The sequence below is a fragment of the Nocardia sp. NPDC055029 genome, from assembly GCF_053608525.1.
Genome location: NZ_JBSGVQ010000003.1, coordinates 250,218 through 268,134 on the forward strand (window position 1 = coordinate 250,218; position 17,917 = coordinate 268,134).

22 protein-coding genes and 1 pseudogene are annotated in these 17,917 nt (G+C 66.7%); 8 read left to right on the forward strand and 15 right to left on the reverse strand.

The window, feature by feature from the left end; translation table 11 throughout:
- Positions 1-81: 81 nt before the first annotated feature.
- The 5 genes and pseudogenes from ACWF9G_RS04565 to ACWF9G_RS04585 all read right to left on the reverse strand — a co-directional run bounded on the left by ACWF9G_RS04565 (position 82) and on the right by ACWF9G_RS04585 (position 2,563).
- Positions 82-483: a type II toxin-antitoxin system VapC family toxin gene (locus ACWF9G_RS04565; protein ID WP_452513639.1), complete on the reverse strand. Its 402-nt coding sequence runs from the start codon at positions 481-483 to the stop codon at positions 82-84.
- Between the two features lie 92 nt (positions 484-575).
- Positions 576-728 (reverse strand): annotated as a pseudogene (locus ACWF9G_RS04570) (type II toxin-antitoxin system Phd/YefM family antitoxin); the annotation flags it as partial.
- 77 nt (positions 729-805) lie between these two features.
- Positions 806-1,153: a hypothetical protein gene (locus ACWF9G_RS04575; protein WP_452513641.1), complete on the reverse strand. Its 348-nt coding sequence runs from the start codon at positions 1,151-1,153 to the stop codon at positions 806-808.
- An 88-nt stretch (positions 1,154-1,241) separates the two neighbouring features.
- Entirely contained in the window at positions 1,242-2,339 is a 1,098-nt protein-coding gene (locus ACWF9G_RS04580) for an SPFH domain-containing protein (RefSeq protein ID WP_379305386.1), read from the reverse strand.
- A gap of 2 nt (positions 2,340-2,341) precedes the next feature.
- On the reverse strand, positions 2,342-2,563 hold the full coding sequence (locus tag ACWF9G_RS04585; RefSeq protein ID WP_379029625.1) for a hypothetical protein: 222 nt from the start codon (positions 2,561-2,563) through the stop codon (positions 2,342-2,344).
- 114 nt (positions 2,564-2,677) lie between these two features.
- Here ACWF9G_RS04585 and ACWF9G_RS04590 point away from each other — a divergent pair, with 114 nt between their 5' ends.
- Together ACWF9G_RS04590 and ACWF9G_RS04595 are read left to right on the forward strand one after the other, a co-directional pair.
- A complete protein-coding gene (locus ACWF9G_RS04590; RefSeq protein WP_452513644.1) occupies positions 2,678-3,310 on the forward strand; it encodes a type 1 glutamine amidotransferase family protein in 633 nt (210 codons plus the stop codon).
- Entirely contained in the window at positions 3,307-3,765 is a 459-nt protein-coding gene (locus tag ACWF9G_RS04595; protein WP_452513646.1) for a MarR family winged helix-turn-helix transcriptional regulator, read from the forward strand. The genes ACWF9G_RS04590 and ACWF9G_RS04595 overlap by 4 nt, the downstream gene beginning before the upstream one ends.
- Here ACWF9G_RS04595 and ACWF9G_RS04600 read toward each other — a convergent pair.
- A complete protein-coding gene (locus ACWF9G_RS04600; RefSeq protein WP_452513648.1) occupies positions 3,758-4,519 on the reverse strand; it encodes a hypothetical protein in 762 nt (253 codons plus the stop codon). The genes ACWF9G_RS04595 and ACWF9G_RS04600 overlap by 8 nt on opposite strands.
- 154 nt (positions 4,520-4,673) lie before the next feature.
- Here ACWF9G_RS04600 and ACWF9G_RS04605 point away from each other — a divergent pair, with 154 nt between their 5' ends.
- Positions 4,674-5,333, forward strand: a complete 660-nt coding sequence (locus tag ACWF9G_RS04605) for a chymotrypsin family serine protease (protein ID WP_379305378.1) — start codon at positions 4,674-4,676, stop codon at positions 5,331-5,333.
- 8 nt (positions 5,334-5,341) lie between these two features.
- Here the strand turns inward: ACWF9G_RS04605 and ACWF9G_RS04610 are convergent, their stop codons facing one another.
- Positions 5,342-6,046, reverse strand: a complete 705-nt coding sequence (locus tag ACWF9G_RS04610; RefSeq protein WP_379305376.1) for an FHA domain-containing protein — start codon at positions 6,044-6,046, stop codon at positions 5,342-5,344.
- Positions 6,047-6,269: 223 nt separating this feature from the next.
- On the opposite strand from ACWF9G_RS04610, the gene ACWF9G_RS04615 reads away from it, so the two are divergent.
- On the forward strand, positions 6,270-6,500 hold the full coding sequence (locus ACWF9G_RS04615) for a hypothetical protein (RefSeq protein ID WP_452513651.1): 231 nt from the start codon (positions 6,270-6,272) through the stop codon (positions 6,498-6,500).
- 39 nt (positions 6,501-6,539) lie between these two features.
- A complete protein-coding gene (locus tag ACWF9G_RS04620; protein WP_452513652.1) occupies positions 6,540-6,779 on the forward strand; it encodes a hypothetical protein in 240 nt (79 codons plus the stop codon).
- A gap of 76 nt (positions 6,780-6,855) precedes the next feature.
- Here ACWF9G_RS04620 and ACWF9G_RS04625 read toward each other — a convergent pair whose 3' ends face one another.
- The 4 genes from ACWF9G_RS04625 to ACWF9G_RS04640 form a co-directional block, all read right to left on the reverse strand.
- Entirely contained in the window at positions 6,856-7,404 is a 549-nt protein-coding gene (locus ACWF9G_RS04625) for a YceI family protein (RefSeq protein WP_452513654.1), read from the reverse strand.
- Between the two features lie 23 nt (positions 7,405-7,427).
- Positions 7,428-8,048 carry an FMN reductase gene (locus tag ACWF9G_RS04630; protein WP_452513656.1) on the reverse strand — a complete coding sequence of 207 codons (621 nt, stop codon included), beginning with the start codon at positions 8,046-8,048 and terminating at the stop codon, positions 7,428-7,430.
- The gene (locus ACWF9G_RS04635) at positions 8,045-9,136 is read right to left on the reverse strand and encodes an LLM class flavin-dependent oxidoreductase (RefSeq protein WP_452513657.1); all 1,092 of its coding nucleotides are present in this window, start codon (positions 9,134-9,136) and stop codon (positions 8,045-8,047) included. The genes ACWF9G_RS04630 and ACWF9G_RS04635 overlap by 4 nt, the downstream gene beginning before the upstream one ends.
- Before the next feature lie 81 nt (positions 9,137-9,217).
- Positions 9,218-9,976 (reverse strand): HAD-IIA family hydrolase, encoded by a 759-nt coding sequence (locus ACWF9G_RS04640; protein WP_379305536.1) that lies wholly within the window; start codon positions 9,974-9,976, stop codon positions 9,218-9,220.
- Between the two features lie 165 nt (positions 9,977-10,141).
- On the opposite strand from ACWF9G_RS04640, the gene fgd reads away from it, so the two are divergent.
- A complete protein-coding gene (fgd, locus tag ACWF9G_RS04645; RefSeq protein WP_379305366.1) occupies positions 10,142-11,152 on the forward strand; it encodes a glucose-6-phosphate dehydrogenase (coenzyme-F420) in 1,011 nt (336 codons plus the stop codon).
- 93 nt (positions 11,153-11,245) lie between these two features.
- On the opposite strand, the gene ACWF9G_RS04650 is transcribed toward fgd, so the two are convergent.
- Both ACWF9G_RS04650 and ACWF9G_RS04655 read right to left on the reverse strand, forming a co-directional pair.
- Positions 11,246-11,629, reverse strand: coding sequence for a MerR family transcriptional regulator (locus ACWF9G_RS04650; RefSeq protein WP_379305364.1), 384 nt, complete (start codon positions 11,627-11,629; stop codon positions 11,246-11,248).
- A gap of 78 nt (positions 11,630-11,707) precedes the next feature.
- A complete protein-coding gene (locus tag ACWF9G_RS04655; RefSeq protein WP_452513659.1) occupies positions 11,708-12,214 on the reverse strand; it encodes a nitroreductase/quinone reductase family protein in 507 nt (168 codons plus the stop codon).
- Positions 12,215-12,288: 74 nt separating this feature from the next.
- Here ACWF9G_RS04655 and pta point away from each other — a divergent pair, with 74 nt between their 5' ends.
- Complete coding sequence (gene pta, locus ACWF9G_RS04660; protein ID WP_452513661.1) at positions 12,289-14,367, forward strand: phosphate acetyltransferase; 2,079 nt, start codon at positions 12,289-12,291, stop codon at positions 14,365-14,367.
- A complete protein-coding gene (locus ACWF9G_RS04665) occupies positions 14,364-15,563 on the forward strand; it encodes an acetate kinase (RefSeq protein WP_452513663.1) in 1,200 nt (399 codons plus the stop codon). Before pta ends, ACWF9G_RS04665 begins: the two co-directional genes overlap by 4 nt.
- Before the next feature lie 4 nt (positions 15,564-15,567).
- Here ACWF9G_RS04665 and ACWF9G_RS04670 read toward each other — a convergent pair whose 3' ends face one another.
- Together ACWF9G_RS04670 and ACWF9G_RS04675 are read right to left on the reverse strand one after the other, a co-directional pair.
- Positions 15,568-16,506, reverse strand: a complete 939-nt coding sequence (locus ACWF9G_RS04670) for a CHAT domain-containing protein (RefSeq protein WP_452513665.1) — start codon at positions 16,504-16,506, stop codon at positions 15,568-15,570.
- Positions 16,507-16,513: 7 nt separating this feature from the next.
- Positions 16,514-17,917 (reverse strand): hypothetical protein (locus ACWF9G_RS04675; RefSeq protein ID WP_452513666.1); only part of this gene is annotated, 1,404 nt, incomplete at its 5' end.

Below are 17,917 nucleotides of genomic sequence, written 5' to 3' on the forward strand. Positions count from 1 at the left end.
ACGCGAATCCTGCGCTGGATCTTCCGCCTGATCGCGAACTTCGTCGAATGGCTCCTCGGCCTGCTGTTCTGAGCAGAAGGCTCACCGCACGGGGTCGTAGACCGGGAACCCGAGGTGCTCGGCGACGGTGGCCATGTTCTTGTCGTGGGTTACCACGGTGAGATCTTCCAAGCCGCTGCGCAGAGCCGAGGCCAAGTGGATGGCATCGAGTGTCCTGATGTGCGAGATGATCGCTTCCGCCTCGTTGAGCACGGCGTGATCGACCGGGATGATGTCGATGTAGTCGAGGATCCGGTCCCGGTCCAGGACCGGCAGCGACTCACGTCGCAGGACTCGGGTGATCTCCGTGCGCAGCAACCGAGACGAGACCACCCGCGTGGCATCGCTGGCTGCGGAGTTATCGAACCATTTCGCGGCCTCCGGTGAGTGGCCGAGAATGATCCTGACCGCAACCGAGGTGTCGAGGTAGAACGACTTCACCATTCGCCCTTCTCGGATTCGAGCAACTCGTCGATCGAGGTGGCGGTTCTGAGCTCATGGCGGGGGATGGCACTGGTGTTGGGCCGACCGGCGACTTTGCGCGGAATGATCTGGGTCGAGGAGACGGCGGGCACGATGAAGCCGACCCGGTGGTTGTGCCGGGTCAGCTCGTAGACCTCGCCCGACTCGACGTCGGCGACCATGGCGGACGGGTTCTGTCGCAGCTCGCCAACACTGATGGACTTCATGACGCCAGTATAGGGCGCAATTGTCTACCAATGTCTACGTCGGTCGAGGGTCGAGGCGCCGGTAGGTCTCCTTGGCGTCACGCGGGCCTGGCGGCGTCGAGGTTCGCGATCACCTCGTCGATCTTGTTGACGACGAAGAGTTCGGTGCCTGCGTCGGTGTCGATGCGAAGGCGAGTACGGAGGCCGCCGCTGAACACGCCGCCGTCCGGGCTTTGCTGTCCGACGGCGCGCAGCTGGGCCAGGGGAGTTTCCCAGCGCTTGCCGCCGGTGATCGCGTCGACGTGGGTGGGCACGAAGAGGAGACGGGTCTCGGTCAGGTAGAGGCAGCCGCCGACAGCCCGGCTGCCCTGGGTTCGATTGGCGAGCTTGCGCCAGACGATGTTCTCGGATGCGCCGAGTGCGGGGCTACCGATCCACAATCCCATCAGTCATTCCTTGTTTCGATCCTGGAGTTCGCCACAGTGAATCGGCGGCTGGCCGGGCACCGTTAATCGCGCCCGGCCAGGAAGCGGATCAGACTTTGTCGGCCTCCCCGTTCGACAGCGCCTTCTGCAGGGAGTTGAAGACGGTCAGACCCTGGCCGACCATCCCGTTGACCAGTTCGCCGACGCCGTCGGGGCCGTTGAGGACGGTGAGGTTGGCTCCCGCGAGGCCGTTGGAGGCCTGCTTGACGATTTCGGGGAGTTGTTCGATGAGCAGCTGGTCGAGGGCGATGCGGTTGTTGGAGGCGGCGGCCTCGGCCTGGATGCGGGTGCGGTCGGCTTCGGCCTCGGCGAGGATGCGGACGCGTTCCGCCTCGGCGAGTGCGGGTTTCACGACTTCGGCCTGGAGTTCCTGCTCGCGCAGTTCGGCGTTCTTGCGGGCCTGCTCGGCCTGGGCGGTGAGGACCGCCTGCCTGGCGATGGCGTCGGCGAGCGGACCCGCCTGGGCCGCTTCGGCATTGGCCTTGTCGATGTCGCGCTGATACTGCGCCTTGAGGATCGAGGTCTCGCGCTCGTATTCGGCACGGCGGCGCAGGGATTCCTGTTCGGCCTCGGCGGCGCGCTGGGCGGCCTGGGCCTGGGCGATCTGGGCGTCACGCTGCACGGCCGCGTTGTGCGGCGCCGCGAGGGCATTGATGTAGCCGAGGTTGCCGTCGTCGATGGACTGGATCTGGAACGAGTCGACCCACAGGCCGATATTGCTCATCTCCACCTTGGAGGCGATCAGCACCTCGTCGGCCAGCTTCTGGCGCTCGCGGATGATCTCCTCGACCGTCATCGAGCCGACGATCGAGCGCAGGTGGCCGGAGAAGATGCGGCCGGTGAGCACCGACATCTCCTGCTCCTGCTCGGACAGGAAGCGTTGTGCCGCATTGACGATCGACTGGGTGTCGTTGGCGACCTTGAACGCGATCACCGCGCGCACGTCGAGCTGGATGGCCTGCTTGGTGACGCAGCGCTCCCTGATCTCGGACTCGAACATCGCCAGCGAGAGGTAGCGGACCTTACGGAACAGCGGCACCACCCAGGCGCCACGGCCGATGACCACCTTGAACGGCGCGTTGTCCTTGGTCTTGGCGCCGCTGACCAGCATGGCTTCGTCGGGATCGGGAACGTGATAGCCCAGCATGTTCATTTCTCCTCTGTGAGCGGAATCCAGGCGACGACATCGACCAGGCGACCCGGATGGACCGCGACGATCAACACGGTCGAGCCCGCGGCGATCGGTTCGTCGGCGCGGGCGAGGTAGGTCTCGGTGCCCCCGCGGATCGCGACGAGGACCTCACCCAGCGCACCGGCCGCCCGGATCGGTGACGTGAGGGTTCCCGTCAGGCCGTGCACGGGGTCGATCATCGCGCTGAGTCTCCTTGTCTCGCACCGAATGACGCCAGCGTACGACGCGCGGCCTTTCGGCGGGTTTCGATTTTCTTATTGACAGCATTCTGTCAAATATGACAGGATACTGTCATGTCGATCTCAACAGTTCACGTAGCCGTCTACGACACCCTCGCCGACTGGGAGGTGGGCGCCGCCACCGCGCACATCGCCAACGGCAACTGGCATCGCGAGCCGGGAAAGTTCCAGGTGAAGACGGTCGGGCTGAGCACCGAGCCGATCACCACGATGGGCCGGATGCGGGTGACGCCCGACCTGGCGATCGCCGATCTCGACCCCGCGGACAGTGCGATGCTGATCCTGCCCGGCGCCGACCTGTGGGCCGGTGACGAGCTGATTCCGTTCGCGCGCAAGGCAAGGCAGTTCGTCGAGGCAGGCGTGCCGATCGCCGCGATCTGCGGCGCCACCTTCGGGCTGGCGAGGGAAGGGCTGCTCGACGACCGCGCGCACACCTCCAATGCGGCCGAATACCTTGTCTACAGCGGATATTCGGGTGCCGATCGCTATGTGGAGGCGCCTGCCGTCACCGATCGCGATGTCATCACCGCCGACGGCATGTCCCCGTTCGAGTTCGCGCGGGAGGTCTTCGCCCGCCTCGACCTGTACGAACCGCGCGTCCTCGACGCCTGGTACCAGTTGTACGCACGCAAGGACGCGGCCGGGTACGCCGTACTCGCCGACTACGAAGGGAGCCTCGCCGGTTGAACGAGGAACAGGACTTACTCGACGGCGCCGCGCTCACCGTCTACCGGCTCAACGGCCAATTCCTCACCATCGGTGACGGATTGGCCGCCCCGGCCGGGATCTCGGTCGCCTGGTGGCAGGTGATGGCGGCCGTGCAGGAACAACCGCTGCCGGTCGCCGGGATCGCCCGCGCCATGGGCATCACCAGGCAGAGCGTGCAGCGGGTGGCCGACCTCCTCGTCGCCAAGGGGATGTGCGAATACCGCCCCAACCCGGCGCACAAGCGGGCCAAGCTGGTGGCGATCACCGCGGCCGGTGCGGCGGCCATCCGGCGCATCGATCCGCAGCATGCGGTGATGGCGCGGCGGCTGGCCGATGCGCTCGGACCTGCGGCGTTCGCCGAGACCGTCGCGGTGCTGACGCGCCTGTCCGCCGCGCTCGACACGATCATCGCCGCCGACGAGTCGGCTAGCTGAACATCGCGACACACCAGCGGTCGAAGTCGTGCAGGTTCTTGCCCTGCTCCAGCCGCGGCCAGTACTGCTCCTGCGCCAGGACGATGAAGCGGTTGCGGCGGCTGTCGGTGAACGCGTGCGCTTTCCAGAACTGCACCGGGTTGGCGGTGTCGGCAGTCTGCCAGCTGTAGGCGTTGTACGTCAGGAAGCTCTTCTTGTTGGGCGGCAGTTGCTCGATCGCCTTCGAGACGTCGGACTGCTCGGGGTAGGCGAGCACGACGTAGGTCGGTTTGCCGACATGACCCCAGCAGTCCCAGGCATCGGTCCAGTCGCCGAGCCGGAGGGCGTCGTTCTTCGGCGCGCGCAGCTTGCCACCGGACTCGTGCCAGCAGATCTGGCCGTCGTACCCGGCCCCGGTCAACGACCCGTCGGGCTTGACCAGCGCGGGGAACACCTCGGCCATCTCGTCCGGGCTGGTGCCGCTGTTGTCCACGTAGACGACCGCGGCGACCATGAGCGCGACGACGGCCGCGATCACGCCGAGCAGGCCGAAAATCCACCCGTTCCCCGACGACCGGCGCGGCGGCACACCGTAGGGCGGGCGCATCGGCAGCTGTTGCCTCGGCGGCATGGCGTATCCAGCGTTGGGGTAGTAGCCGTTGGGCGGGTAGCCAGGTGGCGGCTGGTAGCCGGGCATGCCGTTGGGCGGGGCCGCAGCCCCAGGATGTCCCGCCGATTGTCCAGGCGTCGACCACCAGTCCCCGTTGCCTTGCACATTCCCCCCTTGGGTACTACCAGCGCTGGTCACCCTACCAAGGTGGGCCGCGGTGCCGATGGGTGTCGGCCCGCCGAGGAGACCGTGGCGTGATGTGGACTTGCTATCGTTTCGCACCACAAGAGATAGCCGCGTCCAACGGAACGGATCGGATATGTCAAGAGCAATCGCAGCAGTAGGCGCAGTACTGGCAGCGCTCGGCATGACGATGGCCGGGCAGATCGGGACGGCGAACGCCGCGGATCCAGCCGTCCTCGGCGGCGGTTCCGGGATCGGCGTGAACGACGCCACCTGCACGCTCACCACGATCGGGCACGATTCCGGCGGTCGGCTGGTCGGGCTTACCGCCGCGCACTGCGGTCCCCTCGGCGCCGACATCACCGCCGAGGCCAATGCCGGCGCAGGCGTCGTCGGCGAGATCGCCTACCTCAACGAAAACATGGACTACGCCGTGATCACCTTCGACCCGGCCATGGTCGTTCCGGTGAACCGCGTCGGCAACACCACGATCACCGGGACCGGCGGACCGGCGCAGTTCCCCGCCATCGCCTGCAAAGAAGGCCGCACCACCGGCCAGACCTGTGGCATCACCTGGGGCGATCCGCTGCAATCCAACGTCGCGACCATCACGCAGATCTGTGTCATCTCCGGTGACTCCGGCGGCCCTGTCGTGGTCGGCACCACCCTGGTCGGCATGGTCAACGGGTACATGTACGTGCCGTGCCTCGGACCGGAGGTCGGCATGAACATGGCCAGCATCCTCGGCGACATCGATGCGCACGGTGGCGTCGGAGCGGGGTTCCGCCCGATCTGACCGAATGCTCAGTCGGCGGCACCGGGCTTGCGATCGGCCAGCACGCCGCTGGCGAGGGCCCGCTCGACCAGGACGACCCGTTTCTGGTTCTGCGGGAAATCGTCGACCTGGAACCTGCGGCACAGGGCCCGCAGGTGGGTCTTCACGGTGGCGATGCTCAGGCACAGATCCTGGGCGATCTGGCAGTTCGAGGCGGGGTAGCAATGCGCGATCTCCTCCTCGCGGGACCCGCACAGTGCCTCCAGAACCAGGTATTGGGCATCGGTGAGCGAATTCCGTGACACCCGCAGGACGGGCGTCGTCGGCACTTCTTCCACAGGCAAGCGGCCGCCCTCGGTGAACGCGAACACCGTTTGCCCGACCTTGAGGGTGTCGCCGGATTCGAGAGTCCGGCGCCCGCCGATGCGCTCGCCATTGACGAATGTCCCATTTGTCGACATTCCGTCGTCGACGACGACCCAGCAGTCACAGATCTGCTCGATGACGGCGTGCAGCCGCGACACTGTCGAATCGTCGGAGACCACGATGTCGGCGGCATCCGAGCGCCCGATGGAAACGGTGCCCCCGTAGCGATCGAGGCGGTACTCGCGGCGATTCCCGTTCCCGAACGCCGAGGTCAGCGTGCAAATGCCGGGTGGTCGCGGCCACACATGCCAGTCCACCACCGTGCTCACGTTGTTCCCGAGTGTCCTCGCACCGCTCGATCTGGCCATGACCTGCCCTCATTCTGCTGCGATGGATCCAGTGTGCCGCGCCGCGGTAACGATCACATGAGTAGTCGACCACTCGAATGCGCCGCCGCCAGGGATGAGGGTTTTCAACCCTCGGGAGGATAGTGGCCCCGCATATCCCCGACGCAGAATCGATGCATGGAATCACGCCAGCCGTGAGGCCGTGTCGCACGCGGCCTTCGACATCAGTTGATGGAGGTTCGTCATGAGTGGAAAGTTCCGGGCGGCGGCGGCTGCCTTCGCGGTGGCTCCGGTGATTGCCCTTGGCTCGGGCATGGCGGCCGCCGATTCGGCGCCTACGCCCGCGCCGACACCGGTATCGGCCGTCGAAGAGGCCCAGCCGGTCTTCAATGCGTTGCTGTTCCCGTTCAATTTCGTCATCTGCGTTCCCGCGATCTTCGGCGGCCTTCCCGCCTACTTCACGTGCGTGGCTTAGGACATCGGCCTCAGACGTCAGTTTTGATGGAGAAACATCATGAGTGGAAAGTTTCGGGCGACGGCAGCAGCCTTGGCGATCGCCCCGATGATCGCCTTGGGTTCGGGTATGGCCACCGCCGAACCAGCACCAGCACCGGTACCAGTACCGATTTCGGTCCCGGCTTCCGTCGCCGAGGCCCAGCCGGTCTTCTGGATGATCATGTTCCCGTGGAATTTCCTGACCTGCATTCCCGCGTTCTCCGCCGGCATCATCGGCTACTTCGCTTGCGTGGCGTGAGCCCCGGGCCCGGGTAGCCGAACAGCACGAAGCCCCCGCCGACCGGTAGGCGGCGAGGGCGACGGGTGGTGCGTGGTCAGCTCTGCAGGGCGACCTCGATCTCCAGGGTGAGAGTGATCTTGTCGCCGATGACGGCGCCGCCGTCGGGGAGCGGCATGTCGATGTCGAGGCCGAAGTCGCGGCGGGAGACCACGGTCTTGGCTTCGAAGCCGGCGACGGGGCCGTTGCCCATGCCCGGGTTGACGCCGAGGAACTCGACCTCGAGCGAGACCGGCTTGGTGTTGCCGCGCACGGTGAATTCGCCGTCGACGACGAAATCGCTGCCATCGCCGTGGAATCCGGTGGACTTGAAGGTCATCACGGGGAACTGTTCGGCGTGGAAGAAGTCGGCGGTGCGCAGGTGGCCGTCGCGCTGGGCGTTGTCGGTGGTGAGGGAGTCGACGCGGATCTCGGCGTGCGCGGAGGCGGTGCCGTCTTCGCCGATGACGAGGGCGCCGTCGAAGTCGGTGAAGCGGCCGCGGACCTTGCTCACCATCAGGTGGCGTACGGAGAAGCCGACGGTGGAGTGGGTGGGGTCGATGGCCCAGGTACCTGCGGTGAGGCCGGTGGCGAGTGCGGTGGTCATGAGTTCTCCTTCGGGGGTTGGGTTCAGCGGGGGAGGTTGGCGGCGAGCAGATCCTCGAACGGGGTCGTCTCGGCGTAGGGGTCGGTGGGTCGGTGGGCTTTCTTGCCGAGCAGCAGGCCGGTGAATTCGGCTGCCGCGCGGTCGATTCGGTTGTTCAGTGCCTGGTCGGCACCGTGCGCGCCCCAGTCGGTCGATGCCGCGTAGACGGCGGTGGGGACGACGGTCGAGCGCAGGTAGGCGAACAGCGGGCGCACCGCGTGTTCGAGCGCCAGTGAGTGGCGCTCGGTGCCACCGGTGGCACCGGTCAGCACCGGCATGCCTGCCAGCGCGTCCGCTTCCAGCACATCGAAGAACGTCTTGAACAAGCCGCTGTAGGAGGCACTGAAGATCGGCGTCACCGCGATCACTCCGTCGGCGGAGACGACCTTGTCGATCGCCGACCGCAGCGACGGCGCGGGGAACCCGGTGAGAAGGTTGTCGGCGAGATCGCGGGCGTGGTCGCGCAGGTCGACGAACTCCAGCTCGACTTCACCGCCTGCCGCACGCAATTCGCGAGCGGTGGCCGTGGCCAGCCGGTCGGCCAGCAGCCGTGTCGACGAGGGCTGCGACAGCCCGGCCGACACCACCGCGATCCGAGTGGTCATGCGGTCACCTCCGTCGCGGTCTTCGCGGCGAGCAGCGAGGCGTGGGTCGGCGCGTCCGGCACGTGCGCGGGCCTGCGTGCCGCGAATTCCTTGCGCAGCACCGGAATTACCTCCTCGCCGAGCAGATCGAGCTGTTCGAGCACCGTCTTCAACGGCAGGCCCGCGTGGTCGACGAGGAACAGCTGGCGCTGGTAGTCACCGAAGTGCTCGCGGAAGGTGAGCGTCTTCTCGATGACCTGTTCCGGGCTGCCGACGGTGAGCGGGGTCTGCTCGGTGAACTCCTCCAGCGACGGGCCGTGCCCGTAGACGGGCGCGTTGTCGAAGTACGGCCGGAATTCCCGGATCGCGTCCTGGGAGTTCTTGCGCAGGAACACTTGTCCGCCGAGACCGACGATGGCCTGGTCGGCGCTGCCGTGTCCGTAGTGCTCGTAGCGACGGCGGTACAGATCGATCAGCCGCTGGAAGTGGTCGGTGGGCCAGAAGATGTGGTTGGCGAAGAAGCCGTCACCGTAGTACGCGGCCTGCTCGGCGATCTCCGGGCTGCGGATCGAGCCGTGCCAGACGAACGGCGGGACGTCGTCGAGCGGACGCGGCGTCGAGGTGAACGACTGCAGCGGCGTACGGAACTTGCCCTCCCAGTCCACGACGTCTTCGCGCCAAAGCCGTTGCAGCAGATGGTAGTTCTCGATGGCCAGGGGAATACCGTCGCGAATGTCCTTGCCGAACCACGGATAGACCGGCCCGGTGTTGCCGCGACCGAGCATCAGGTCGACCCGGCCGTCGGCCAGGTGCTGCAGCATCGCGAAGTCCTCGGCGATCTTGACCGGGTCGTTCGTGGTGATCAGCGTGGTCGAGGTGGACAGCAGGATGTTGTCGGTGCGGCCCGCGATGTAGCCGAGCATGGTGGTCGGCGAGGACGGCACGAAGGGCGGATTGTGGTGCTCGCCCATCGCGAACACATCCAGACCCACTTCCTCGGCCTTCTGCGCGATCGCGACCATCGCCTTGATCCGCTCGGCCTCGGTCGGGGTGCGGCCGTTCGTTGGATCGGTGGTCACATCGCCGACGGTGAAGATTCCGAACTGCACGGGCCCTCCTTTGGTTGCCATGGCAACTATAACCAGCGAGTGGCGGAACCTATTCCGGTGAGACGCAGCTCACATCGGGGGTCAGTCCACGAACGGGGTGCGGGTGCGGTTGATCAGGTCGGCGACCGAGTCGACGACCAGGGTGGGGCGGAACGGGTACTTCTCGACCGAGGCCTTGGTGGAGATGCCCGAGGTGACCAGGACCGTGCGCATGCCCGCTTCCAGGCCGGCGATCACGTCGGTGTCCATCCGGTCGCCGATCATCACGGTGGACTGCGAGTGCGCGCCGATGCGGCGCAGGGCCGAGCGCATCATCAGCGGGTTCGGCTTGCCGACGTAGTACGGCTCCTTGCCGGTCGCGCGGGTGATCAGCGCGGCGACCGAGCCGGTGGCGGGCAGCACGCCGTCGCGCGACGGTCCGGTGGCGTCCGGGTTGGTCGCGATGAATTTGGCACCGCGGTCGACCAGGCGGATCGCGGTGGTGATCGCCTCGAAGGAGTAGGTGCGGGTCTCGCCGAGTACCACGTAGTCGGGGTCGCTGTCGGTGAGCACGTAGCCGATCTCGTGCAAAGCGGTGGTGAGCCCGGACTCGCCGACCACATAGGCGGTGCCGTTGGGCCGCTGGTCATCGAGGAAGGTCGCGGTGGCCAGCGCCGAGGTCCAGATGGACTCCTCGGGGATGTCGAGGCCGGTGTGGCGCAGGCGGGCCTGCAGGTCGCGCGGGGTGCGGATCGAATTGTTGGTCAGGACGAGGAACGGGATCTCGTTCTCGCGCAGTTCGGCCAGGAACTCGTCGGCGCCGGGGATCAAATGATCCTCGTGCACCAGCACACCGTCCATGTCGGTCAGGTACGACAAGATCTGCTCATCCTTGGTGGTCACCAGCAAATCATCCGCTAAACACGGCAGCGGTGCGAGCCCACTGCTACCGGACAGTCGCACTCGGCGTTGGTTAGTGTCGATGCGGCAGGGGCTGCGACGAAGCGAACGACAGGAGTGGCTGAGATGGTTGATCTCAAGCTCGGATACAAGGCATCGGCAGAGCAGTTCGGGCCGCGCGAGCTCGTCGAGCTGGCGGTGGCCGCCGAGGAGCACGGTCTCGACAGCGCGACCGTCAGCGATCACTTCCAGCCGTGGCGGCACAACGGCGGGCACGCGCCGTTCTCGCTGGCCTGGCTGGCCGCCGCCGGTGAGCGCACCGAGCGGATCATGCTCGGCACCTCGGTGCTGACGCCCACCTTCCGCTACAACCCGGCGGTGATCGCGCAGGCCTTCGCCACTTTCGGCTGCCTGTACCCGGGCCGGGTCATGCTCGGTGTGGGCACCGGTGAGGCGCTCAACGAGATCGCCACCGGATACAAGGGCGAATGGCCCGATTTCAAGGAGCGTTTCGCCCGGCTGCGTGAGTCGGTGAATCTGATGCGTGAGCTGTGGACCGGTGAGCGCGTCGATTTCGAGGGCGAGTACTACCACACCGTCGGCGCCTCCATCTATGACGTGCCCAAGGGCGGCATCCCCGTCTACATCGCCGCGGGCGGCCCGGTCGTGGCCAGGTACGCGGGCCGCGCCGGTGACGGTTTCATCTGCACCTCCGGCAAGGGCATGGACCTCTACACCGAGAAGTTGCTGCCCGCCGTCGCCGAGGGCGCGGCCAAGGCCGACCGCGACCTGGCCGCCATCGACAAGATGATCGAGATCAAGATCTCCTACGACACCGATCCCGAACTGGCACTGCAGAACACGCGCTTCTGGGCGCCGCTGTCGCTGACGGCCGAGCAGAAGCACGACATCACCGATCCGATCGAGATGGAGGCGGCCGCCGACGCGCTGCCGATCGAGCAGGTCGCCAAGCGGTGGATCGTGGCGAGCGATCCCGACGAGGCCGTCGCCCAGATCAAGCCCTACCTGGACGCGGGCCTGAATCACCTGGTCTTCCATGCACCCGGCCACGACCAGCTGCGTTTCCTCGACCTGTTCAAGCGGGATCTGGCGCCGCGGCTGCGCGCCCTGGGCTGACCGCGACCCCGCCCGGCCGATTCCGGCATCTCGCCGACGGCCGGGCGGGTCCGCGCGTCGTCACGCCGGCGACGAACGGCACTGGACGAACGATCATCGGAGCGAGCAGGCGGGATCCCCGGATTCGGCGGCGAGCGCGTCGACGAGCTGAGCGGCCAGTTGCCGCCGGATCGCGGCGAGCCGCTCGGCCGCCGCGTCGACCTCGTCGAGTTTGCGGCGCAGTTCCTCGACGGAGTCGGGACAACCGTCGCCCGAGCCGTCGCCCGCGCGCAGACAGGCGACGAACGGATGCATGTCGGCCAGCTCGAACCCGACGGTCCGCAGCGCGTGGATCTTGTGCACGACGCGCAGTTCTATCTCGTCGTAGATCCGGTAGCCCTTGGCGTCGCGCCGCGGCTCGACCAACCCGTGCTGCTCGTAGTAACGCAGCGCGCGAGCACTGGACCCGGTGCGTTCGGCCAGTTCGCCGATCAGCATGCGACCTCCTCGATGACCGTGGCCGTCAAGGTAGACCTTGCCGTCGGTGTCAAGGCAAGAACGCCGCGCTGGCGCTCGCTATGCCCGGCGCAGGGCGAACATGCGCAGGTTACGCGTGGTGCGGTCGCGGTAGGCCGCGTAGGCGCCGGTGATCTCGATGAACCGGGCGAACAGCGCGTCGGAGTCCGCGTCGGGCACCGGGGTGGCCACGACCGGGATGCGCTCGCCCGCGATGGCGACGGTGGCCGACGGGTCGGTGAGCAGATTCCCCGTCCACGCCGGGTGGTGGTCCTGGCCGAAGTTGGAACCGACCACATACAGAACGTCGCCGTCGTGGACGTAGAGCAGCGGCTGGGTGCGCGCGACACCAGATTTGCGGCCGGTGGTGGTCAGCAGGATGACCGGTGCGCCGATCGGACCGAGCACGGTGTACTTGGCGTCGGTGCGCTCGAGTACGGCCCGGTCCAGCGGCGTCACCGTGCGGATCAGCCAGGATCCCGGCTTGGTCGCCGCGAAACGATTGGCCGCGCGGGACAGGAGATTGGTGCGTGAACCCCACTGCCGATCCGGGAACTGCGAAGTCATGGGCCGGACTATAACGCGGCCGATCGCGCCACACCGAACTCCGGAATCGCCGTCGATTAACTAAGCTCGCGACCATGGTCGAACATGCCCCGTCCACCGTGTACATCGCCTCACCCGAGGGTGACACCGGAAAATCCACGGTGGCGCTCGGCGTTCTCCAGATGTTGTGCGCCACCACGGCCAGGGTCGGGGTGTTCCGCCCGATTACCCGCTCGACCACCGAGCCCGATTACATCCTGGAACTGCTGCTCGAGCACAGCACCGCCGACATCGGTTACGACCAGGCCATCGGCGTCACTTACGAAGACGTGCACCGCGACCCCGACGCCGCGATCAGCGAGATCGTGATGCGGTTCCACGACGTCGCCAAGGCCTGCGACGCGGTGGTGATCGTCGGCAGCGACTACACCGACGTGGCCAGCCCGAGCGAGCTGCGCTACAACGCCCGCATCGCGGTGAACCTCGGCGCGCCGGTGCTGCTGGTGGTGCGCGGCGCCGACCGCACGCCGGCCGAGGTCAAGCAGCTGGTTGAGCTGTGTTCGACCGAGCTGGCCGCCGAGCACGCCCAGCTGGTCGCGGTCGTCGTCAACCGGTGCGCGCCCGACGAGTCCGACGAGATCTGTTCCAGCCTGGACGGTTTCGACGTGCCGTCGTGGACGCTGCCCGAGGTGCCGTTGCTGATGGCGCCCACCATGGGCGAGCTGTGCGGCGCCATCGACGGCGAGATCTACAGCGGCGACCCGGAACTGCTGCAGCGCGAGGCGCTCAGGATCATGGTCGGCGGCATGACCGCCGAGCACATCCTGGAACGACTGTCCGACGGTGTGGTCGTGATCGCGCCGGGCGACCGCTCCGACGTCCTGCTCAGCGTGGTGAATGCCCATGAGGCCGAGGGCTTTCCGTCGCTGGCGGGCATCATCATGAACGGCGGCATCCGCCCGCACCCGGCGATCGCGCGCCTGATGGAGGGCCTGCACCCCAAGTTGCCGATTCTCACCACCGAACTTGGTACCTACGACGCCGCCAGCGCTGTGCACCGCACGCGCGGCCGGATGTGGGCGGGCAGCCCGCTCAAGGTCGACACCGCGCTGGCGCTGATGGAGGAGCGGGTCGACGCGCCCGAGCTGCTGAAACGCATCCAGGTGCCGCCCTCGCACGTGGTCACCCCGCAGATGTTCGAGTACCAGCTGATCGATCGGGCCCGCGCCGATCGCAAGCGGATCGTGCTGCCCGAGGGCGACGACGACCGCATCCTGCGCGCCGCGGGCCGGGTGCTGCAGCGCAAGATCGCCGACCTCACCATCCTCGGCGACGAGACCGCCGTCCGGGCGCGCGCCGCCGAACTCGGTGTCGACATCGCCGCCGCGCAGGTGCTCGATCCGCGCAGCTCCGGCTACCTCGACGAATTCGCCGCCGAGTACACCGAGTTACGCAAGCACAAGGGCATGACGCTGGAGCGCGCCCGCGAAACCATGGCCGACATCTCGTATTTCGGCACGATGATGGTCTACAAGGGGATCGCCGACGGCATGGTCTCCGGTGCCGCGCACACCACCGCGCACACCATCCGCCCCTCGTTCGAGATCATCAAGACCGTGCCGGGCGTCTCGACGGTGTCGAGCGTGTTCCTGATGTGCCTGGCCGATCGGGTGCTCGCCTACGGCGACTGCGCGGTGGTGCCGGACCCGACCTCCGAGCAGCTCGCCGATATCGCGGTGTCCTCGGCGGAGACCGCGGCCCGCTTCGGCATCGATCCGCGGGTGGCCATGCTGTCGTACTCGACCGGGGCGTCGGGCACCGGCGCCGATGTCGACAAGGTCCGCGCCGCAACAGAATTGGTGCGTGAGCGCGCGCCGCAGCTGCCGGTGGAGGGCCCGATCCAGTACGACGCCGCGATCGAGCCCGCCGTGGCCAGCGCCAAACTGCCGGATTCCGAGGTGGCGGGCCGGGCGACGGTGTTCGTCTTCCCCGACCTCAATACCGGCAACAACACCTACAAGGCGGTGCAGCGCAGCGCGGGTGCGGTCGCGATCGGCCCGGTGCTGCAGGGTCTGCGCAAGCCGGTCAACGACCTGTCGCGTGGCGCGCTGGTCGCCGACATCGTCAACACGGTGGCCATCACCGCCATCCAGGCTCAGGGAGATGGCGCGTGAGCGACTTGGTGCTGGTGCTGAACTGCGGCTCCTCTTCGATCAAATATCAACTGCTGCACGCCGGCTCGGCACAGGTGCTGGCTTCGGGGCTGGTCGAGAAGATCGGCGAGGCACACGGCGGCCGGATCGTGCACGAGTGCGGTGACCGAAAGCTCGTGCACGAGGGGACGATCGCGGATCACCGGGCCGGACTGCGGCAGGCGTTCGAGATGTTCCGCGAGACCGGCATCGACCTGACCACGATCGGGATCGGCGCGGTCGGGCACCGGGTGGTGCACGGCGGCGAGGTGTTCTGGCAGCCGACGCTCATCACCGACGAGGTCGTGCGCACCATCGACGAGCTGTCGCTCCTCGCGCCGCTGCACAACCCGGCCAATGTCATCGGCATCGAGTCGACCAGGGAACTGCTGCCCGGCATCCCGGAGGTCGCGGTGTTCGACACCGCCTTCTTCCATACCCTCCCCGAGGCGGCCAAGACCTACGCGATCGACGCGAAAGTGGCTGCCGCGCACGGTATCCGCAAGTACGGCTTCCACGGCACCTCGCACCAATACGTGTCGGAGAAGGCCGCGGAATTCCTGGGCAGGCCCACCGAGGAGCTCAACCAGATCATCTTCCACCTCGGCAACGGCGCGTCCGCCTCGGCCGTCGCCGGTGGCGTCGCGGTCGACACCACCATGGGCATGACCCCGCTCGAGGGTCTGGTGATGGGGACGCGACCGGGCGACCTCGACCCCGGGATCATGCCGCACCTGATGAACGTCGCCGGGCTCGATCTGCCCGCCGTCGAGCAGCTGCTCAACCGCGATTCCGGAATCAAGGGCCTGTCCGGCGTCAACGACTTCCGCGAGCTACAGCAGCTCATCGACAACGGCGACACAGCCGCGAAACTGGCCTACGACGTCTACATCCACCGCCTGCGCCGCTACCTCGGCGCCTACCTGGTCGAACTCGGCACCGTCGACAGCATCGTCTTCACCGCGGGCGTCGGCGAGAACAGCGCGTCCGTGCGCGCCGACGCCCTGGCCGGGCTGCAAAACCTCGGCATCGAGGTCGACCCGGTTCGCAACGAGACGAGAACCCCTGGCATCCGGGCGATCTCGCCGGAGTTCGCGCCGGTGACGGTGCTGGTGGTGCCGACCAACGAGGAACTCGCGATCGCCCGCGCCGCGCACAAGCTGGCGGCCCGCAGTTGAGTTTTCACCCGCCCCTGATCTCGGGTGGCGGGTACTGCGAGCCGTAGATGACGAGGTTCGCCTCCTCGAGGCACTGCTCGATCGATTGTCCGGTGGCGAGGCTCTCGTAGAACTGTGCCGCCCATTCGCGAGCGCACGTGTCGTCGGTGTCCTCCGGCCAGCCGACGGCGGTGTGCCCCTGACCGCTGAGGGTCGCCGCGGTCGGCAGGGAACGGCAAAAATTGAGCACTACCAGCGTTGGCCGGTGGCTCGTCGAGGTGAGTGCCGAGATGAACGCGCCGTCACCGACCGAGGTCGGATCCCAATGATGCGCGAAACTGAGTCCGGCGGCCGAGCGGTGTGCGGAAATATGAAGGTAGGTAGGACGATAGGCGCCGACCATCCGGGTCAGTTCGATGATCGTGACGCACGGTTGCGCGGTGAAGACATGGGTGTGCTGGACTGCCTTGCGGATTGCGGCTACTTCGGGGCCCAGCTCGTTCTGGTTACCGCGCGGGTCGCCTGTCACGACAAGGACTCCACCGTGTGAGAGCCGAGCAATGGCTGTGGTGCGGGCCCGAGCCGAGATCATCTGGTTTTCGCTGATGGAGGCGAGTTCGTTGATGGATACCGCGTAGACGGCTTCGCTGTAGAGTCGCGTTTCGAATCCGGTGGGGCCCGGCGGTGCGGGGTGATCCGACAGAGTGGTCGGCGGCGTCTTCAGCAGCAGCCGGGGTTTCGGCTCGAGGAACCAATGTCGTAGGACCTCTTCTGGCTGGCCGACCTGATGGGCTAGGTCCTCCCAAGAGATACCACGATTGCGTTCGGTGGCGATCACAACACGTAGGTGCTCCCACGCGGTGCCCTGATGTTGTGGTGGAGCGTCACTCCACATCTCCACGGCTCGGCGCAGATGCAGGATGCGATCAGCCGTCAGTTCTGGGGTCGGCTCGTCGGGGTGCATGGACGGGTCAGGCTCGTTCTGCGTCGGAGGTGTTCGCCTCGACGCTGGGAATGGCCGAGGCCGCCGGAGGGCGGGCGTCGAGTAGCGCGACCAACTCGCTGATTTCTTTCGCGAGGTCTGTGCGGGCGAGGGCGAGCTGCCGGAGTTTCGCTTGGGCTATTCGCAGGTGCGTGGAATCACGTTCTTCTGAAGGGTTTTCGTTGCTCGCCTCCGCGAGCAGTCGGCGCGCCGCCGCCGCATCGCCAGCGAGTAGTTTGGCCATACCTGTGAGCAGACGGCCGTAGAACGGCCACTCGAGCAAGCGTGGTACTGCGGTGAGCACGGCGGTCGTCCGTGCCAAGTCTCCTTCGGCGACCGCACGTAGCGCGGCATCGCGGGCCGCGACGCCGTCTGTGACGATGTCGTACACATCGAATAGCGGGAGGGTCTGGGCGAGGGCGATGATCCCGAAGTGTTGTGTGGCAGTGCGACTGCCGTTCTCAGCGAGCCGTGCGAGTAGCTGCAGAGTTCGTGTGTCCACGATGAGTTCGCGGTGCTGCTCGAGATACTCGCGTGACTCGGCCCAAGTCGCGGTGTCGATCCACACATGGACGGCTGCGATATGTCCCTGCATATCGCGATATTCGGCCAGCACGGTTTCGGCGCCGCGATGCTGGATATCGGCGAGGAGATCATCCAATTCACCGAGCTCGGGAACTTCCGGCCACAGCACTTGGACCGCCGCCAGTGTGCCACGTTCTGATTGCAGGAGGTCGAGGTGCGCGGCGAGCAACGCCTCTCGTTCGCTCCATGTCCCACAGTCTGCCCACTCCTTCAGCACTGTCAGCACATGCTCGGGAAGGTCGCGTGTCAGCCAGCCGGTCATGGTCTCGTCGTCCGGAGCGGAGACGTTGTGGCTGTGCAACATGCTCCGCACCGCACGTCGGGCACGACCGGCAGACCCCGGTTCGGTCGCCGCCAGCGCACGTCGAGCCGCATCGGCGATGTCGGCGTTGGCAGCTGCAAGATCGGTCGCGATCTGAAAGGGGACTCGGGCTGCGATGATCTCGGCTGCGGGTCCGTCGTCCAAACTATCCGCGACCTGCTGCCACAGCAGAGTTGCGGCTGCGTGTTGTCCGACTTTGGCTTGTTGAATAGCCAGGTTGTTCAGTGACATTGCCAGTGCGGGTAGGAATGCGGCGGGGTTGGTTTGGGCGAGTGATCGTCGAATCTGTACGGCTTCGGTGATCGAGTCGAGTGCGGCTTCGCGTTGTTCTGCGGTGGCCTGTTGAATAGCCAGGTTGTTCAGTGACCCTGCCAGTGCGGGTAGGAATGCGGCGGGGTTGGTTTGGGCGAGTGATCGTCGAATCTGTACGGCTTCGGTGATCGAGTCGAGTGCGGCTTCGCGTTGTTCTGCGGTGGCCTGTTGAAC

Coding starts and splice junctions, on each gene's coding strand:
- ACWF9G_RS04565 (WP_452513639.1), bottom strand. CDS start 483: ATGGTGAAGTCGTTCTACCTCGACACCTCGGTTGCGGTCAGGATCATT.
- ACWF9G_RS04575 (WP_452513641.1), bottom strand. CDS start 1,153: ATGGGATTGTGGATCGGTAGCCCCGCACTCGGCGCATCCGAGAACATC.
- ACWF9G_RS04580 (WP_379305386.1), bottom strand. CDS start 2,339: ATGCTGGGCTATCACGTTCCCGATCCCGACGAAGCCATGCTGGTCAGC.
- ACWF9G_RS04585 (WP_379029625.1), bottom strand. CDS start 2,563: ATGATCGACCCCGTGCACGGCCTGACGGGAACCCTCACGTCACCGATC.
- ACWF9G_RS04590 (WP_452513644.1), top strand. CDS start 2,678: ATGTCGATCTCAACAGTTCACGTAGCCGTCTACGACACCCTCGCCGAC.
- ACWF9G_RS04605 (WP_379305378.1), top strand. CDS start 4,674: ATGTCAAGAGCAATCGCAGCAGTAGGCGCAGTACTGGCAGCGCTCGGC.
- ACWF9G_RS04610 (WP_379305376.1), bottom strand. CDS start 6,046: ATGGCCAGATCGAGCGGTGCGAGGACACTCGGGAACAACGTGAGCACG.
- ACWF9G_RS04615 (WP_452513651.1), top strand. CDS start 6,270: ATGAGTGGAAAGTTCCGGGCGGCGGCGGCTGCCTTCGCGGTGGCTCCG.
- ACWF9G_RS04620 (WP_452513652.1), top strand. CDS start 6,540: ATGAGTGGAAAGTTTCGGGCGACGGCAGCAGCCTTGGCGATCGCCCCG.
- ACWF9G_RS04625 (WP_452513654.1), bottom strand. CDS start 7,404: ATGACCACCGCACTCGCCACCGGCCTCACCGCAGGTACCTGGGCCATC.
- ACWF9G_RS04630 (WP_452513656.1), bottom strand. CDS start 8,048: ATGACCACTCGGATCGCGGTGGTGTCGGCCGGGCTGTCGCAGCCCTCG.
- ACWF9G_RS04640 (WP_379305536.1), bottom strand. CDS start 9,976: ATGGACGGTGTGCTGGTGCACGAGGATCATTTGATCCCCGGCGCCGAC.
- fgd (WP_379305366.1), top strand. CDS start 10,142: ATGGTTGATCTCAAGCTCGGATACAAGGCATCGGCAGAGCAGTTCGGG.
- ACWF9G_RS04650 (WP_379305364.1), bottom strand. CDS start 11,629: ATGCTGATCGGCGAACTGGCCGAACGCACCGGGTCCAGTGCTCGCGCG.
- ACWF9G_RS04655 (WP_452513659.1), bottom strand. CDS start 12,214: ATGACTTCGCAGTTCCCGGATCGGCAGTGGGGTTCACGCACCAATCTC.
- pta (WP_452513661.1), top strand. CDS start 12,289: ATGGTCGAACATGCCCCGTCCACCGTGTACATCGCCTCACCCGAGGGT.
- ACWF9G_RS04670 (WP_452513665.1), bottom strand. CDS start 16,506: ATGCACCCCGACGAGCCGACCCCAGAACTGACGGCTGATCGCATCCTG.